The organism is Streptomyces sp. NPDC043896, assembly GCF_056435605.1.
Genome location: NZ_JBWKEE010000020.1, coordinates 44,758 through 62,794, shown reverse-complemented (window position 1 = coordinate 62,794; position 18,037 = coordinate 44,758). Strand labels below are relative to the sequence as shown.

Here is an 18,037-nt window from a genome sequence, read left to right as displayed (position 1 = left end):
AGCTCCTTCTCGTGTGGCCGCGTGCGTGCTGGCCACTCGGGTTGACCGTGTGAATGCGGGTGGGGATGTTGCCGGGGCCTCCGACGTTGGCGCGTCGGGGGCTCACTTGTTTCCCGTGAGCCCTTGGAGGAGCCGGGCGACGACGAACAGTACGTCCGACCCCTGGCACAGTCCAGCGTTTCTGTGTCAGCTCCGCGCAGAATGGTCTGCTATCTTCTGTCGCCCTCAAGCGGCCAGTCCCAGCAGGTTCACCAGGTCTGCGGTCACCACGCGGTACGCCTTGCCCAGCCGCAGGACCTTGCACGGGTACTCGCCTCGCTTGGCCAGCTCGTAGCCCTTGCTCCGCCCGAGTCCCAGCGCACGGTTGCTGGTGTCCAGGTCAATGGCTGCCGGTAGGGCCAATATCTCCTCGCGACCCATCCCCTTCGACCCGGTTTCAGTCGGGTTCTCGCGCACGCAGCGCTCCTCTCGTCACAGCCGTCGGCGAACGCGGTCCTCACGTCCGGCTCCGGGCCTACGAGAAACAAGTCTGTTCGAGATAATGTGTCTCCATGACACAACGCGGATTCGATGATGAAGACGAGGACGACTTCCCAGAGTGGGTGAACCAAGTCACGGCAACCGTGGCCAAGGAGGTGCGACGGCGCAGGAAGGAATTGGGCATGAGCGCCCAAGAGCTGGCCGATGCCTGTGAGGAGATCGGCCACCGGATCCCGCGCAACGTGATCGCCAACATGGAGTCAGGCCGCCGGGCCAGCCTCCCCTTGGTCGACGTCATGGTGCTGGCCGAGGCACTCCACACGAACCCGATCTGCCTGATCTACCCCGTCGGCTACGTCGAAAGGGTTCAGAAACTCCCCCTGCGGGACAGCGAGCAGACCTGGGGCGCCATGCAGTGGTTCACCGGCGCCGAACCCGGTGAGCCGCTCGCTCTCGACCGCATGCTGCGCCTGTTCCATCAGCACGAGAGCGAGCAGCAGGCCCTCAATGCCGCCGAATCCAGCGAGCAACACGAAGCCTGGAAGGCCAAATCCGCCAGCAACCCCACTCAACGCGAAGAGGCCCTCAGCGCCCAAGCCTTCTACGCAGAAAGAGCAGCGCTCGCCAAACAACGGCTGCGCAGCGTACGCGCCTCCATCCGTGAGGAGGGCGGCACACCCCCGCATCTGATGCGAACCCGGTTCATGAGCCCGTTCGACGACGGCTACGAAGAGGAAGACATTTGAAGGGTTCTACCTACCGCCGCTGCTCCTGCCGCGACCCCAAGTCCGGCAAGGAACTCGGCGCTTCCTGCCCCAAGCGCAACAGCAGGAACCACTGCACCTACTCCATACGCCAGGAGCTGCCACCCCGCGAGGACGGCAGCAGGCGGTCGTTCGCCCGTGGCGGGTACACCAACGTCAAGGCGGCACAGGCCGACCTCGACCATGTGCGCGCTCTCCTCGGGCTCGCCAAGGCCGACGACCCCGAAGGCGTCCAACTCGTCGCCGAGATGCTGGCGGAGGTCAGCGGCGAGAAGCTGCCCTTGCCGGACGTGGAGGAGACCCGGCGGCGCCTCAAGGCCGGCCAGGACCTCGTCGGGAGCCTGACCGTGGCCGAGTGGCTGGACCGGTGGCTGGCGGGCAAGCGAATCCGGAAGTCGGGCATCAGCCGGTACGAGACCGATATCCGCGTGCATCTCAAGCCGCACATCGGGCACCGGCGCCTTGACCGGCTGCGGGTCAGCCACCTGAGCGAGATGTTCACGGCCATCGCCGATGGCAACGCCGACGTCCTGGAGCAGAACGCCCAGCGGCGGGCTGCCGTGGACGAGTTGGCGACCATCCCATGGAAGGGGGCCGAGAACCGTGCTCGCCGGAAGGCGCTGAAGGCGGCGATCGACGCGATGCCGGCCTTCCGCCGGGTGACAGGTCCCTCGACGCGCCAGCACGTTAAGGCGACGCTCCGCGCGTCCCTGAACGACGCGATCGGGCAGCAGATCATCACGTTCAACCCGGCGGCCCACGTCGAGATCGATCCGGTGCGCAAGCCGAAGGCGCTGGTGTGGACGGGCGAGCGGGTTGCCAAGTGGGAGCAGACCGGCGAGAAGCCCTCCCCCGTGATGGTCTGGACGCCGGAACAGACAGGCGCCTTCCTCGACTTCGTCGCCGACGACCGCCTGTACGCGATGTGGCATCTGATCGCGTTCCGCGGTCTGCGCCGCGGTGAGGCATGCGGGCAGCCCTGGTCGGAGACCAACCTCGAACGGCACTCCCTCACCGTGACGGGCCAGCTCGTCCAGGACGGCTGGGAGGTCGAGGCGTCCGAGCCGAAGACGGACAGCGGCTTCCGCGTCGTCGCACTCGACGACGACACAGTCGGCGTCCTGGAGCGGCACCGCAAGCAGCAGGAGGCCGGCCGTGCGGAGTGGGGGTCGGCCTGGGTGAACACCGGGCTCGTGTTCACCCAAGAGGACGGTTCCTGGCTCCACCCGGGCAAGGTGACCGATCTCTTCGAGCGGCTCGTGGCGGCCTCCGGGCTGCCACCGATCCGGCTGCACGACCTCCGGCACGGCGCGGCCACTCTCATGCTGGCCGCCGATATCGACATCAAGATCGTGTCGGACACGCTCGGGCACAGCGACACCCGGATCACGCGCGACATCTACCAGAGCGTGCTCCCCCACGTCGGCAAGAGCGCCGCCGAGGCCACCGCCAAGCTGGTCCCCCTCCAGCGCAAGGCCGAGCAGGAAGAGCAGGTCCGCAAGGCCGCCAAGGAGGCCAAGCGCGCCGCGAAGGCGAAGGCCAAGGGGAAGAAGAAGGCCAAGGCCAAGAAGGCGGCCAAGAAGGGCTGACGGCCCCTCCGCTCACGCATCGCTCACGCAGGCAAAGTCACGGCACCGCGGCCGTGTGACCCGTCATGCCCCGAGCAACAGAAAAGGCCAGGTCAGACGATATCTGACCTGGCCTTTCTCTGAGCCGCCTTCGGGATTCGAACCCGAGACCTACGCATTACGAGTGCGTTGCTCTGGCCAACTGAGCTAAGGCGGCACCGCTGGGAAGACAAGAATTTCCCTGGAGGGAGGCTCTCATCAGCAGCGGCGCCAAGTCTACAGGGTTAATCGGGGTGCCCCGAACCGGGGAGCGGGCGGGGGGTCAGCAGCGCTTGCCGTCCGGCGGGGGCTCGCCCTGGAGGAGGTAGCGGTTGATGGCGGTGTCGACGCATGTGCTGCCCCGGCCGTACGCCGTGTGGCCGTCGCCGTCGTACGTGAGGAGCGTGCCCGAGTCGAGCTGGCCCGCCAGGGCCTGGGCCCACTTGTACGGGGTCGCCGGGTCGCGGGTGGTGCCGACCACCACGATCGGGGCCGCGCCCGACGCCTTCAGGGGCTTCGCCGCGCCCGTGGCCTTCACCGGCCAGTACGCGCAGTTCAGCGAGGCCCAGGCCAGCCCCTTGCCGAAGACCGGGGAGGCCTTCTCGAAGGAGGGCACGGCGGCGTCCACCGCCTCGGGGCCGCTGAAGGCCGGGGGCTGGTCGAGGCAGTTCACGGCGGCGTTGGCGTACATGAGGTTCGCGTACGAGCCGTCCGCCTCTCGCTCGTAGTAGCTGTCGGCGAGCGCCAGCAGGCCAGCGCCGTCGCCGTCCATCGCCTCGGTGAGGGCCTCGCGCAGCTGCGGCCAGGCGCTCTCGTCGTACAGTGCCGCGATCACGCCCGTCGTCGCGAGGGCCTCGCCGAGCGGGCGGGCCGGGTCACCGGAGGGGACCGGCTGGGCGTCGACCTTGCGGAAGAACTCCTTCAGGCGCTGGGCCACCGCGTCCGGGCCGCCCTGGCCCAGCGGGCAGTCGGACTGCTTCGCGCAGTCCTTGGCGAAGGAGCGGAACGCGGTCTCGAAGCCCGCCGTCTGGTCGCGGTTCAGGTCGACGGCCGCCCGGGAGGGGTCCATGGCGCCGTCCAGGACCAGCCGGCCCACGCGGCCCGGGAAGAGGTCCGCGTACGTGGCGCCGAGCAAGGTGCCGTACGAGGCCCCGACGTAGTTCAGCTTGTCGTCGCCGAGGACCGAGCGGAGCAGGTCCATGTCCCGGGCGGCTTCCACCGTGGAGACGTGCGGGAGGACCCGGCTGGAGCGCGTCTCGCAGGCCGCCGCGAACTCCTTGAACGCGGCCACCAGCTTCGCGCGTTCCGCCTGGTCGTCCGGGGTCTGGTCCACCTGCGTGAAGCGGTCCATCGCCGGCCCGGTCAGACATTCGACGGGGCTGCTGCGGGCCACGCCGCGCGGGTCGAAGGAGACCATGTCGTACTGGGCGCGCACGGCGGCCGGGTAACCGATGCCCGCGTACGCCTGGAGGTAGCCGATGCCGGAACCGCCCGGGCCGCCGGGATTGACCACCAGGGAGCCCAGCCGCTTGCCGGGGCCGGTGGCCTGTCGGCGGGATACCGCCAGCTCGACGTCCTGGCCGGAGCCGGGGTCCGCGTAGTCCAGCGGCGCCTTCATGGTGGAGCACTGGAAGCCGGGGACGCCGCAGTCGCGCCAGCTCAGCTTCTGGTCGTAGTACGGGCGCAGCGCGTCCGGGACGGCGGTGGGCTCCGCGGAGGCGGCCACCTCCGGCCCCCCGGAAGTGCACCCGGAGATCATCAGCCCGGCGGCTGCGATCACGGTCCCGGTGGTACGCAGCAGGCGCCTCGTGTCCATGCGGCGAGCCTACGTGCTGCCCCCGGCCCGCGTCCGGCGCGCGGGATCCGGGCGGGATCCCGGTGGCCGCCCGCCGACCGGGCCCCTGCCGGTGCGCGCAGGGGCGCCCGGCACGCACGGGGCCCTGCGGCTCCGCGCCCGGGACCGCTCGTACGGGTGAACCGGTCGCGGAACCGGCCGGGCCGGTCAGCCCGCGCGCAGTGCCATCGTCATGGCCTCCACCGCGAGCAGCGGAGCGACGTTGCGGTCGAGGGCCGTCCGGCAGGCGATGACCGCCTCGATGCGCCGCAGCGTGCGCTCGGGGCCCGAGGCGCGGGCGACGCGGTCGAGGTCCGGCCGTATGTCCTCGTTGGCGATGGCCACCGTCGAGCCGAGCTGGAGGGCCAGCACGTCCCGGTAGAAGCCGGTGAGGTCGGTGAGGGCGAGGTCGAGGCTGTCGCGCTGGGTCCTGGTGCGGCGGCGCTTCTGGCGGTCTTCGAGCTCCTTCATCGCCCCGGCGGTGCCCCTGGGCAGACGGCTGCCGGCGCCGGCGCCGAGCGCGGCCCTCAGCTCCTCGGTCTCCTTGGCGTCGACCTCCTCCGCGACCTGCTTGGCGTCCTCCGCGGCGGCGTCGACCAGCTCCTGGGCGGCCTTGAGGCAGCCGCCCACGTCGTCCACCCGCAGCGGGAGTCTGAGCACGGCGGTCCGGCGGGACCGCGCGGCCTCGTCGGTGGCGAGCCGGCGGGCCCGGTCGATGTGCCCCTGCGTGGCGCGGGCCGCGGCCGCGGCGGCTGCCGGGTCCACCCCGTCCCGCCGCACCAGTACGTCGGCCACCGCCGCCACGGACGGGGTCGTCAGGGTCAGGTGCCGGCAGCGGGAGCGGATGGTGGGCAGCACGTCCTCCAGGGAGGGCGCGCACAGCAGCCACACCGTCCGTGGAGCGGGCTCCTCCACCGCCTTGAGCAGGACGTTCCCCGCACCCTCGGTGAGCCGGTCGGCGTCCTCCAGGACGATGACCTGCCAGCGGCCCACGGCCGGTGACAGCTGGGCCCGGCGGACCAGGTCGCGGGTCTCCTTCACACCGATGGACAGCAGGTCGGTACGGACGATCTCCACGTCGGCATGGGTCCCGGCCATGGTGGTGTGGCAGCCGTCGCAGAATCCGCAGCCCGGTTCACCGCCGAGGGCGCGGTCCGGGCTGACGCACTGGAGGGCCGCCGCGAAGGCACGGGCCGCGGTGGCCCGGCCGGAGCCGGGCGGCCCGGTGAACAGCCAGGCGTGGGTCATCTTGGACGCGGGGGGCGGCGGGGTCCCCCGCTCGGCGGCCGTGACGACGGTGTCGGCGTCGCGGGCGGCGGCGGCCAGCTGCGCCTGTACGCGCTCCTGTCCCACCAGGTCTTCCCACACGGGCATGCCGCCCACCGCCTTTCACTCTCCGTGGATACTGCCTGCTCACATTGTGGCGCCCGCCACTGACAATCACCGCCCGCGGTCACGGTCCGTGACCCGCGCGCTCCGTCAGCGCCGGCGTCGCGGCCTGCCCTGGCCGTCGTGGCCGTCCCGGCCGTCCTGGCCGTCGTGGTCTTCCTCGGCGTCCGGGCGTGGTCCGAGCAGCTCGTCCGCCAGGGTCGGCAGATCGTCCATCGGGGTCGCCTCGGCCCAGTCGGACGGATCCCGGCGCTGCCTGCCGTCCTCCCCGACGACCGGCAGCTCGCGGGTCACGTCGTTCCCGGAGTCCCGGAAGATGCCCGGCGGAACCCGGTCGGCCGGGGCCTCGTGCGAGTGGGGGGCCGTCGGCCGCTCCGCCGGACGGGTCCGCGGTGCCGTGTCCCGGGCGGGGCCGTCGGGCCGTACGGGGGGCAGGACGGCCGTCTCGTCCACGGGACGCGGGGCGCGCGGGTCGATCTTGGGCACCGGGACCGTCTGGGTGACGTCGTCGGGCTGTACGACCCGCCGGACCACGGGGGTCTCGACGGTGACGGCCTCGTCCGGCAGCGGTTCCTTGCGCATGACGACCTTGGGTGCCGGCGCCTCGGGGGCGGGCACGGCCGCCGCGGCGGCCTCGGCGGCAGCGGCCCGGGCTGCCGCTGCGGCGGCCGAAGCCTCCGCCAGCCGGCGCGCCTCCTCCGCCCTGAGCAGGGCCTCCTCCGCGCGCCGCTGCTTCTCCAGCCGCCGCTCCTCGGCCTCGGCACGCAGCCGGGCCTCTTCCGCCTTCTGGAGCCGGAGCCGCTCCTCCTCGGCGGCGCGGGCCTTCTCCTCGGCCTGTGCGCGCAGCCGCTCGGCCTCGGCCCGGGCCCGGGCCTCCTCCTCGGCCTTCAGCCGCTCCTCCTCGGCACGCCGGGCCGCCTCGGCCTCGGCACGCAGCCGCGCCTCCTCGGCCTCCCGGGCCAGGCGGGCTTCCTCCTCGGCCTTCAGCCGGGCTTCCTCCGCCTTGCGGGCGGCCTCTTCCTCGGCCTTGCGCCGGGCCTCCTCCTCGGCGAGCCGCCGGGCCTCGATCTGCGCGGCCACCTCGGCCTCGGAGAGCGGGAGCATCCGGTCCAGGCGGTGCCGTACGACGGTGGTCACGGAGCCGGGGTCCTGGCCCGCGTCGACCACGAGGTAGCGGCCGGGGTCGGCCGCGGCGAGCGTCAGGAAGCCGGCCCGCACCCGCTGGTGGAACTCGGTCGGCTCCGACTCCAGCCGGTCCGGCGCCTCCGTGAACCGCTCCCGGGCGGTCTCCGGGGACACGTCGAGCAGCACGGTCAGGTTCGGCACGAGACCGTCGGTGGCCCAGCGGGAGATCCGGGCGATCTCGGTCGGGGACAGGTCGCGCCCGGCGCCCTGGTAGGCCACCGAGGAGTCGATGTAGCGGTCGGAGATGACCACCGCACCGCGCTCCAGCGCCGGCCGGACCACCGAGTCCACGTGCTCCGCGCGGTCGGCGGCGTACAGCAGGGCCTCGGCGCGGTTGGACAGCCCGGCGGAGGAGATGTCGAGCAGGATCGAGCGGAGCCGCTTGCCGACCGGGGTGGCACCCGGCTCCCGGGTGACGACGACTTCGTGGCCCTTGCCCCGTATCCAGTCGGCGAGCGCCTGCACCTGGGTGGACTTGCCGGCTCCGTCGCCGCCCTCCAGGGCGATGAAGAACCCGGTCGTGGACGGGGCCTGTGCGGGCTCCCCGCCGCGCAGCGCCTCGCGCAGGTCGCGGCGCAGCGGTACGCCGCCCCGGTCGTCGGCCTTGGCGAGGACCACCACCGCGACGGGCAGCAGCAGCGCGCCGACCAGCATCAGCGCGTAGGCGGCGCCGGCGTGCGACAGGACGACCTGGCCGCCGCCCACCCGGTGCGGGCCGATCGCGGCGGCCAGCAGCGGGGCGGTGACGGCTCCGAGGGCCACGGCCACCCGGACCACGGCCTGGAGGTGCTCGGTGACCCGGGCCCGGCGGAACTCCTCGGTCTCCTGGTCGAGCAGGGTGTGTCCGGTGTTGGCCGCGACGCCCGCGGCGGTGCCGGCGAGCAGCGACAGGAACAGCACGGTCGCCGTGTCCGGGACCAGCCCGGCCAGCAGCAGCGCCAGCCCGGCCGTCCCGATGGCGAGGGCCAGCAGCCGGCGCCGGGACAGCGCGGGCAGCACCTTGCCGGCCTGGGTGGCTCGGATCCCGAGGGCGGTGCCGCCGACGAGGGCGAGCACCAGCAGGGCGTACGAGGACGGGCCGCCGTCCAGGTCGAAGGCGTGCAGCACGGAGACGGACGCGGCGCAGGCGATAGCCGCGGCGACGGCGGCGCAGGCCACCACGAGCAGCCGGATCGCGCCCGTACGGCCCTTCTCGGCCCGGTCGCCCGCCCTGGGCGCCCGCAGCCCCTCCAGCGGGGAACGCGGCCTCGGGGTCTTGACGGCCGGCAGCGCGAGCGGCACCAGCAGCGAGACGGACGCGGCGAACAGGCCGGCGGCGACGTACGAGCCCAGCGCCGCCTGGTTCGCGGCGAACCAGTCCACGCCGAGGCCCAGCGCCCGCCCGATCAGGGTCGCGGCGAGCAGCGCGGCGGCCGCGACGGGCATCGCCGCGAAGGCCGTGCGCAGCGTGAGCCGTCGCAGGGCGTCGAGGTGGTCGGGGAGCGGCCGTACGGTCGCCCCCTCCGGCGGCGGGGCCGGCAGCAGCGCGGGCGCGGCGCTCTCCTTGGCCAGCGTCCACACCCGCTCGGCGGCACCGGACACGAAGACGGTGGCCAGCAGGGCGGTCGTGGCGTGCGCGGGGATCCAGTCGAGCCACAGCGGGGCGACGACGAACAGCCCGATCCGCAGCCCGTCGGCACCGACCATCGTCCAGCGGCGGTCCAGCTTGCCTCCGGGGGCGGTGAGCTGGGCCAGCGGGCCGAGGAGCACCGCCCCGAACAGGACGGTGGCGAGGACGCGCACCGCGAAGACGGCGGCCACGGCGAAGGCCGCGCCCCGGTAGCCGCCGCCGAAGAGGCCCTCCGCGCCGGCCGTGACGGCCGCCTGGAGGGTCAGCAGCACCAGGACCAGCAGGGCCAGGGCGTCGCCGATGCCGCTCACCAGCTGGGCGCTCCACAGCCGGCGCAGCCCCGGAGTGCGCAGCAGGGCGCGCACCGCTCGCTCGCGGGAGTCCGCGGCTAGGGCTTCGTCGTAGGAGGGGTTCTCGGAGGCGGTCACGACCGTCGGCTGCTCGGCTCGCGTCATCCGCCCAGCCTATCCGCTGTGGTTGGCCGTTGCGGGGGCCTGTGGACGACGCCGGGTGTGACCCGCCACCCACCTTCCGCGGCCGCGTCCCGGCCGCCCGCTCCGCTGCCGCTTCCGCTTCCGGGATCGGAATCCAGGGGCCCTGCGCGGAGCCGGGATCCCCTGCCGTCCCCCGGACTCCGTCCGGAGCCAGGGGGAGGGTGGGGGGACGGCCCGCGCAGCGGCACACCGCCCGCCCCCGCGCGGGGACCGGCGGTTACTCGTCCGCCGGGGCGGCCGCCGCCTTCTTCGCGGCCGCCGTCGTCTTCTTCGCCGCGGTCGTCTTCTTCGCCGCCGTCGTCTTCTTGGCGGCCGTCTTCTTCGCCGCCGCGGTCTTCGCCGCCGCGGTCTTCGTCGCCGTCGCCTTCTTGGCCGGCGCCTTCTTGACCGCCTTCTTCGCGGTCTTCTTCGCCGGGCCCTTGGCCCGCTTCTCCGCGAGCAGCTCGTAGCCCCGCTCCGGCGTGATCGTCTCGACGTCGTCGTCCCGCCGCAGCGTCGCGTTCGTCTCGCCGTCCGTCACGTACGGGCCGAAGCGGCCGTCCTTGACCACCACGGGCTTCTCGCTGACCGGGTCCGTGCCCAGCTCCTTGAGCGGCGGCTTGGCCGCGGCGCGGCCCCGCTGCTTCGGCTGCGCGTAGATCGCCAGGGCCTCGTCCAGGGTGATCGAGAACAGCTGGTCCTCGGTCTCCAGGGAGCGCGAGTCCGTGCCCTTCTTCAGGTACGGGCCGTAGCGGCCGTTCTGGGCCGTGATCTCCACGCCCTCCGCGTCGGCGCCCACCACGCGCGGCAGCGACATCAGCCGGAGGGCGTCGTCGAGGGTGACCGTGTCCAGGGACATCGACTTGAAGAGGGAGGCCGTGCGCGGCTTGACCGCGTTCTTGCCCGTCTTCGGCGTGCCCTCGGGGAGGATCTCCGTCACGTACGGCCCGTAGCGGCCGTCCTTGGCGACGATCTGGTTGCCGCTCACCGGGTCGGCGCCCAGCTGGAACTCGCCGCTCGGCTTCGCGAAGAGCTCCTGCGCGTACTCGACCGTCAGCTCGTCCGGAGCCAGGTCGTCCGGTACGTCGGCCCGCTGGTGGCCCTCGGCGTCCTTCTCGCCCCGCTCCACGTACGGCCCGTACCGGCCGACGCGCAGCACGATGCCGTCGCCGACCGGGAAGGAGGAGATCTCCCGGGCGTCGATCGCGCCGAGATCCGTGACCAGCTCCTTCAGGCCGCCGAGGTGGTCTCCGTCGGCCGGTACGACCTCCGAGGCGTCCTCCGAGCCGAAGTAGAAGCGCTTGAGCCACGGCACGGACTGGGCCTCGCCCCGCGCGATGCGGTCGAGGTCGTCCTCCATCTTGGCGGTGAAGTCGTAGTCGACGAGGCGCCCGAAGTGCGTCTCCAGGAGGTTGACCACGGCGAACGACAGGAAGGACGGCACGAGGGCCGTGCCCTTCTTGAAGACGTAGCCGCGGTCGAGGATCGTGCCGATGATCGACGCGTACGTCGACGGGCGGCCGATCTCCCGCTCCTCCAGCTCCTTGACCAGCGAGGCCTCGGTGTAGCGGGCCGGCGGCTTGGTCGAGTGGCCGTCGGCGGTGATCTCCTCGGCCGTCAGCGCGTCGCCCTCCGCGACCTGCGGCAGCCGCCGCTCGCGGTCGTCGAGCTCGGCGTTGGGGTCGTCCGCGCCCTCGACGTACGCCTTCATGAAGCCGTGGAAGGTGATCGTCTTGCCGGAGGCGCTGAACTCGGCGTCCCGCCCGTCGCTCGCGCGGCCGCCGATCTTCACGGTCACCGAGTTGCCGGTCGCGTCCTTCATCTGGGAGGCGACGGTCCGCTTCCAGATGAGCTCGTACAGGCGGAACTGGTCGCCGGTCAGACCCGTCTCGGCGGGAGTGCGGAAACGATCACCCGAAGGCCGGATCGCCTCGTGCGCCTCCTGCGCGTTCTTGACCTTGCCCGCGTAGACGCGCGGCTTCTCCGGCAGGTAGTCGGCCCCGTAGAGCTGCGTGACCTGCGCCCGCGCCGCCGCCACCGCGGTGTCGGAGAGCGTGGTGGAGTCCGTACGCATGTAGGTGATGAAGCCGTTCTCGTACAGCTTCTGCGCCACCTGCATCGTCGCCTTCGCGCCGAAGCCCAGCTTGCGCGAGGCCTCCTGCTGGAGCGTCGTCGTACGGAACGGGGCGTACGGGGAGCGGCGGTACGGCTTGGACTCGACCGAGCGGACGGTGAACGAGGTCTCCGCCAGCGCGGCGGCCAGGGCCCGCGCGTTCGCCTCGTCGAGGTGCAGCACCTCGCTCTTGAGCTGCCCGTTCGCGCCGAAGTCGCGGCCCTGGGCGACGCGCTTGCCGTCGACCGTGTTCAGGCGGGCGACCAGCGACGACGGGTCGGAGGCGTCACCGGCGCGGCCGGTGCCGAAGGTGCCGGTGAGGTCCCAGTACTCGGCGGAGCGGAAGGCGATGCGCTCGCGCTCGCGCTCGACGACGAGACGGGTGGCGACGGACTGGACGCGGCCGGCCGACAGCCGCGGCATGACCTTCTTCCACAGGACCGGCGAGACCTCGTAGCCGTAGAGGCGGTCGAGGATGCGGCGGGTCTCCTGGGCGTCGACCATCCGCTGGTTCAGCTCGCGCGGGTTGGCGACGGCGTCGCGGATCGCGTCCTTGGTGATCTCGTGGAAGACCATCCGGTGGACGGGGACCTTGGGCTTGAGGACTTCCTGGAGGTGCCACGCGATGGCTTCGCCCTCGCGGTCCTCATCGGTGGCGAGGAAGAGTTCGTCGGACTCGGCAAGCAGGTCCTTGAGCTTCCTGACCTGCGCCTTCTTGTCCGCGTTGACGACGTAGATCGGCTGGAAGTCGTGCTCGACGTCCACTCCGAGGCGGCGGACCTCGCCCGTGTACTTGTCGGGGACCTCGGCCGCCCCGTTCGGGAGGTCGCGGATGTGCCCGACGCTCGCCTCGACGACGTATCCGGGGCCGAGGTAGCCCTTGATCGTCTTCGCCTTGGCAGGGGACTCGACGATGACGAGTCGGCGGCCGCCCTTTGCGGTCTCGCTAGTCGGGGACAACTTGGCTCTTCTCTCCGGTCGGCACGGTCGGCACTCGGTCGCGGTACGGCGACGCTGCGGAGTGTGACGGTACAACCCGCCCCCGTGTCAAACGGCACAAGCCCGCAACGGCCACTCGAACGGTAACCCGACAAGTGCCATTTCTGCCGCCCGGATGCCGCGCCGGGACCCTCCCGGTCACCGGGCAGAGTGGCCCGGGGGCCGTCTGGCCCCGCACCCGCACCCGCCGCGACGTCGGGTTTCGGCCCCGGTGGAGATCGTCGCCGGTGTCCGCTTCAGAACCGCTGGAGGCACCAGACGCCGAGGGCCAGCGAACCCGCGCCGGCCAGTACGGCCAGCGGTACGGCCACGACGGGGCGCACGCCTTCGGCCACCGGCTCGCGGTGCCGGGCGCGCGCCCCCGTCCAGACCAGCAGAGCGGTCCCGAACAGCAGGAACACGGCTGCCGCGAAGATCGCCGGACCGCGTTCCATGCCGTTCCCCTTTTCCCCCGGACCGCCCGGGGATCCCCCCGGATCCCCCGCTGCCAGGGAGCCTGCCACCCGAGGGGGTACGGCGGGCGAACCCCGGGTTACATCACGGCGTCGGCGGCCCGGAGCCGTCGGCACGGACGGCGCCGGGCATCCGGCAGGGGCGGGCCGCACGAGCGGTCGCCGGGCGGCCGGCGGGCGCCCGCCCAGCGGCGGAATGATCCCTTCCGATCACTGGTCCGGGCCCTCCGCCGGCTGGCGGAACGATCCCCTCCGGCTACTGGGCCGGACCCGGCACCGGCTCCAGGAACCCCTGCTCGACCAGCATCCGGATCGCCTCCGGAGTCCGGTCCCGCAGGACGACCGGATCCTCCTCCATCAGCTGCGCGATCGCGTCCAGGATCCGGCCCGCGGTGAGTGAGCCGTCGCACACACCGGCGAAGCCGGCTCCGACCGTGTCCACCTTCGTGGCGCGCCGCATCCCGCGGTTCTGCCGGAGCACCACGTGCTCCGGGTCCTCCGCGCCCGGCGCGCCGACCTGCTCCTGGACGACCTCCGCGGTCAGCTGGAAGTACCCCGCCAGCAGGGCCGCGTCGTCGTGGTCGCGCAGGTAGTCCTGCCGGGCGAAGTGCGCGAGGACGGCCTCGCCGAGCGGCTGCTCCACCGAGTGCGGCCACTCCTCGACCACGATGGAGGGCTCGGCCGCGTCCGTGCGGCGCAGCGTGATCCAGCCGAACCCGACGGCCTTCGTCTTGCGGGCCTCGAACTCGTCCAGCCAGTCCTCGTAGCGGGCCGCGTACTCCGCCGGGTCGGTGCGGTGGTCTCCCGCGTCGCGCAGCCACAGCTCCGCGTACTGCGTCACGTCCTGCACGTCACGCTGCACGATCCACGCGTCGCAGCCGCGCGGCACCCAGGAGCGGACCCGGTCGCGCCAGTCCTCCCCCTCCACGTGCTGCCAGTTGCCGAGGAACTGCGCGTACCCGCCCGGGTTGAGGTGGGCCCCCGCCTCCTGGACCAGGGTGCGGCACAGGTCGTCGCCACCCATGCCGCCGTCGCGGTACGTGAGCCGCGCACCGGGCGAGATGACGAAGGGCGGGTTCGACACGATCAGGTCGTACGTGGCGTCGCCGACGGGCTCGAACAGTGACCCGGCGACCAGTTCGGCCTCCGGCTGCCCGGAGAGCGCCAGCGTCAAACGGGTGAATTCCAGGGCGCGCGGGTTGACGTCGGTCGCCGTGACCCGGGTGGCGTGCCGGGCGGCGTGCAGCGCCTGGATCCCGGATCCGGTGCCCAGGTCGAGGGCCGAACCGACGGGCAGGGGCACGGTGATCCCGGCGAGGGTGGTGGAGGCGCCGCCGACGCCGAGCACGACGCCCTCCTCACGGCTGCCGATCCCCCCGGCGCCCCCGACGGCGCAGCCGAGGTCCGAGACGATGAACCAGTCCTCGCCGTCGGGTCCGCCGTACGGGCGCACGTCGACGGTGGCGTGCACCTCGTCGCCCTCCCAGCGCAGCCAGCCGTCGGCGATGGCGGCGTCCACGGGCAGCGCGGCGGCGACGTGCACGTAGGGCTCCGGCTGCTGGAGCAGGAACAGCCGGATCAGGCTCGCGAGGCCACCGTCGGCCGCGCCGCGGGTGGCGCGCAGGGCGGGGACCGTCTCGCTGCGGGCCAGCGCGGCGTACGCGGGGGCACCGAGCAGGTCGAGCAGGCCGTCGGCGGTGAAGCCCGCGTCGAGGAAGGCCTCGCGGAGCTCGGCGGCGTGGTCGGGCTTGGGAAGACTGGTGGTACTCACCCGACCATTGTGGCCGGTGGAGCCGGGGATCCGTACGAGCCCCGGCGCGCGACGGGCGGCCGGATCCGATCGGGATCCCGGCCGCCCGGACCGCGCGGACTCCGGGGTCAGCTCTGCTCGGGTGTCGCGACCTGGCAGCCCTTCTGGCTGTAGATCACCTTGAGGCCGGTCGAGTTGAGCTTCTCCTTGGCCGCCGTCTCGTTGGCCGCGACCTCGGTGAGTCCGCCGGCGACCTGCTGGAGGCCCTCCGCGAACTTGCCCTGGTCCTTCGCGTCGAGCCCGTCGATCTTCGTCTTGAGATCGGTGTAGCTCTTGGAGATCTCGCCGTAGCTCTTGACCACGGCGTCCGCCGCCGCCTTGCCGTCCTTGACGGGCGGTTCACCGGCCGACGTCAGGGCGCCGCCCATGGACTTGTAGGCGTCGGAGAGGGTCTGGAAGGCCGCCGAGTCGGTCTTCTGGACCTCCTCGGGCTTGCTGCTCTGGGTGGCGACCCGCTTCAGCTCGTCGTTGGTCGTCTTGATCTTGGTGAGCTCTGGCTCCCACTGGTCGCAGACCTTCTTGGCCCAGGCGTCGGCCTTCTTGTCGCCGTCGTCCCCGCCGCCGCAGCCGGACAGGACGAGCATCAGTACCGCACCGCCGGACACCGCGGCCGCAAGCTTCTTGTTCACCGGATTGGTCCCTTCGAAGGCTCTCGGCCGGAAGATACACGCCCGCCATCAGGGCACGCACAAAGGCGGACAGACGACGCGTCAGTCCGCGCCGCCCGTCCGCCGTTCGGGCGCATCTTCGAGCCGGTCGGCCCCGCGGGGTCCGCGAGAGCCTGGCTCAGGGGCCCTGGAGCGTCAGGAGACCACCGCCGGGTCGGCCGACTGGGCCACCCGTTCGGCGTTCGCGCTGCCGCCTTCCTCGCCGACGGCGATGCCGCGGCGCTTGGAGACGTACACCGCGCCGACGATCACCGTGAGCGCGACGACCGCCACGACGGCCCGCACGGCCGCGCTGGTGTCCGGGCCGTAGCTGAACTGCACGACGGCCGGGGCGATCAGCAGGGCCACCAGGTTCATGACCTTCAGCAGCGGGTTGATGGCCGGCCCCGCGGTGTCCTTGAACGGGTCGCCGACGGTGTCGCCGATGACGACCGCGGCGTGGGCCTCGCTGCCCTTGCCGCCGTGGTGGCCGTCCTCGACGAGCTTCTTCGCGTTGTCCCACGCCCCGCCGGAGTTGGCGAGGAAGACGGCCATCAGGGTGCCCGTGCCGATGGCGCCCGCCAGGAACGAGCCGAGCGCGCCGACGCCGAGGGTGAAGCCGACCGCGATCGGGGTGAGCACGGCGAGCAGGCCGGGCGTGGCGAGTTCGCGCAGCGCGTCCTTGGTGCAGATGTCCACGACGCGCCCGTACTCGGGCTTCTCCGAGTAGTCCATGATCCCGGGGCGCTCGCGGAACTGGCGGCGCACCTCGTAGACGACGGCGCCCGCGGAACGAGAGACGGCGTTGATGGCCAGGCCGGAGAAGAGGAACACCACGGCCGCGCCGAGCACCAGGCCCACCAGGTTGTTGGGCTGGGCGATGTCGAGGCTGAGGTTCATCTCGCCGGCCTTGGCGCCGACTTCCTTGACCGCGCCCGTGATGGCGTCGTTGTACGAGCCGAAGAGCGCCGCCGCGGCCAGGACGGCCGTGGCGATGGCGATGCCCTTGGTGATGGCCTTGGTGGTGTTGCCGACCGCGTCCAGGTCGGTGAGGACCTGGGCGCCGGCGCCCTCGACGTCGCCGGACATCTCGGCGATGCCCTGGGCGTTGTCCGAGACGGGGCCGAAGGTGTCCATCGCGACGATGACGCCGACGGTGGTGAGCAGGCCGGTGCCGGCCAGAGCCACCGCGAAGAGCGCCAGCATGATCGACGTGCCGCCGAGCAGGAAGGCTCCGTAGACGCCGAGGCCGATGAGCAGCGCCGTGTAGACGGCGGACTCCAGGCCGACGGAGATGCCGGCGAGGACCACGGTGGCGGGGCCGGTCAGCGAGGACTTGCCGATGTCCCGGACGGGACGGCGGTTGGTCTCGGTGAAGTAGCCGGTGAGCTGCTGGATCAGGGCGGCGAGCACGATGCCGATGGCGACGGCGACCACCGCGAGGACGCGCGGGTCCCCGGTGTGGTTGGAGATCGCGGCGTCCTCGACGCCGACGAGCTCCTTGTAGGTGGCCGGGAGGTAGCTGTAGACGGCGATCGCGACGAGCGCGAGGGAGATCACGGCGGAGATGAAGAAGCCGCGGTTGATGGCGGTCATCCCGCTGCGGTCGGACCGGCGCGGGGCGACGGCGAAGATGCCGATCATGGCGGTGATGACGCCGATGGCGGGCACGATCAGCGGGAAGGCCAGGCCGAGGTCGCCGAAGGCGGCCTTGCCGAGGATGAGGGCGGCCACGAGGGTGACGGCGTAGGACTCGAAGAGGTCGGCCGCCATCCCCGCGCAGTCGCCGACGTTGTCGCCCACATTGTCGGCGATGGTCGCGGCATTGCGCGGATCGTCCTCCGGAATGCCCTGCTCGACCTTGCCGACCAGGTCGGCGCCGACGTCGGCGGCCTTGGTGAAGATGCCGCCGCCCACGCGCATGAACATCGCGATCAGGGCGGCGCCCAGACCGAAGCCCTCCAGGACCTTGGGGGCGTCGGCGGCGTAGACCAGGACGACGCAGGAGGCGCCGAGGAGGCCCAGGCCGACCGTGAACATGCCGACCACGCCACCGGTGCGGAAGGCGATCTTCATGGCCTTGTGGGCCACCTCGGTCAGGTCCTTGGCGGGCTCGCCCTCGGCGGGGGTGGCCTCGCGGGCGGCCGCGGCGACGCGGACGTTGGCGCGGACCGCGAGGCGCATGCCGATGTAGCCGGTGACGGCCGAGAAGATGGCGCCGACGAGGAAGAAGGCGGAACGTCCCGCCCGCTGCGTCCAGTCGTCGGCGGGTAGCAGGAAGAGCAGGAAGAAGACCACGACGGCGAAGACGCCGAGGGTGCGCAACTGGCGGCCCAGGTAGGCGTTGGCGCCTTCCTGCACGGCCGCGGCGATCTTCTTCATGCTGTCGGTGCCCTCGTCCGCGGAGAGCACCTGGCGGACCAGGATCTGCGCGACGACGAGCGCGGCCAGGGCGACGCCCGCGATGACGAACACGATGATGCGGTTGTCATCGGTGAGCACTGCGGCTGCCAGATCACGGGCGTGATCCGGAGCGATAGGGGTGAAGAGCCCCGTCATTCGTCCTCCTTGACGTGATGAGCTCAAGATGTGGACGGATTGTAGGGAGCGCGACCTGATCAAAACAGTGCGCGTGAAACGGAATTGGCGCGCTCTTGCTCCTCAGCAATAGATCA

11 protein-coding genes and 1 tRNA gene are annotated in these 18,037 nt (G+C 72.2%); 2 read left to right on the top strand and 10 right to left on the bottom strand.

Annotated elements, in window-relative coordinates; translation table 11 throughout:
- Positions 1–225: 225 nt before the first annotated feature.
- Entirely contained in the window at positions 226–456 is a 231-nt protein-coding gene (locus tag AC069X_RS26485; RefSeq protein WP_030025806.1) for a hypothetical protein, read from the bottom strand.
- A gap of 95 nt (positions 457–551) precedes the next feature.
- On the opposite strand from AC069X_RS26485, the gene AC069X_RS26480 reads away from it, so the two are divergent.
- Entirely contained in the window at positions 552–1,226 is a 675-nt protein-coding gene (locus AC069X_RS26480) for a helix-turn-helix domain-containing protein (protein WP_478732112.1), read from the top strand.
- On the top strand, positions 1,223–2,833 hold the full coding sequence (locus tag AC069X_RS26475; protein WP_478732110.1) for a tyrosine-type recombinase/integrase: 1,611 nt from the start codon (positions 1,223–1,225) through the stop codon (positions 2,831–2,833). Before AC069X_RS26480 ends, AC069X_RS26475 begins: the two co-directional genes overlap by 4 nt.
- Before the next feature lie 122 nt (positions 2,834–2,955).
- On the opposite strand, the gene AC069X_RS26470 is transcribed toward AC069X_RS26475, so the two are convergent.
- The 9 genes from AC069X_RS26470 to AC069X_RS26430 all read right to left on the bottom strand — a co-directional run bounded on the left by AC069X_RS26470 (position 2,956) and on the right by AC069X_RS26430 (position 17,921).
- Positions 2,956–3,029: transfer RNA gene (locus AC069X_RS26470), tRNA-Thr, on the bottom strand.
- 105 nt (positions 3,030–3,134) lie between these two features.
- The gene (locus AC069X_RS26465) at positions 3,135–4,667 is read right to left on the bottom strand and encodes an alpha/beta hydrolase (protein ID WP_478732108.1); all 1,533 of its coding nucleotides are present in this window, start codon (positions 4,665–4,667) and stop codon (positions 3,135–3,137) included.
- 186 nt (positions 4,668–4,853) lie between these two features.
- Positions 4,854–6,059 (bottom strand): DNA polymerase III subunit delta', encoded by a 1,206-nt coding sequence (locus tag AC069X_RS26460; RefSeq protein WP_478732106.1) that lies wholly within the window; start codon positions 6,057–6,059, stop codon positions 4,854–4,856.
- 105 nt (positions 6,060–6,164) lie between these two features.
- Entirely contained in the window at positions 6,165–9,323 is a 3,159-nt protein-coding gene (tmk, locus tag AC069X_RS26455) for a dTMP kinase (protein WP_478732104.1), read from the bottom strand.
- A 256-nt stretch (positions 9,324–9,579) separates the two neighbouring features.
- Positions 9,580–12,414, bottom strand: a complete 2,835-nt coding sequence (gene topA / locus AC069X_RS26450) for a type I DNA topoisomerase (RefSeq protein WP_478732102.1) — start codon at positions 12,412–12,414, stop codon at positions 9,580–9,582.
- A 275-nt stretch (positions 12,415–12,689) separates the two neighbouring features.
- Positions 12,690–12,887, bottom strand: a complete 198-nt coding sequence (locus AC069X_RS26445; protein WP_478732100.1) for a hypothetical protein — start codon at positions 12,885–12,887, stop codon at positions 12,690–12,692.
- Between the two features lie 274 nt (positions 12,888–13,161).
- The gene (locus AC069X_RS26440) at positions 13,162–14,676 is read right to left on the bottom strand and encodes a DUF7059 domain-containing protein (RefSeq protein ID WP_478732098.1); all 1,515 of its coding nucleotides are present in this window, start codon (positions 14,674–14,676) and stop codon (positions 13,162–13,164) included.
- 107 nt (positions 14,677–14,783) lie between these two features.
- Positions 14,784–15,344, bottom strand: coding sequence for a small secreted protein (locus AC069X_RS26435; protein WP_478732096.1), 561 nt, complete (start codon positions 15,342–15,344; stop codon positions 14,784–14,786).
- A gap of 174 nt (positions 15,345–15,518) precedes the next feature.
- Positions 15,519–17,921, bottom strand: coding sequence for a sodium-translocating pyrophosphatase (locus AC069X_RS26430; protein WP_478732094.1), 2,403 nt, complete (start codon positions 17,919–17,921; stop codon positions 15,519–15,521).
- Between the last annotated feature and the right edge of the window lie 116 nt (positions 17,922–18,037).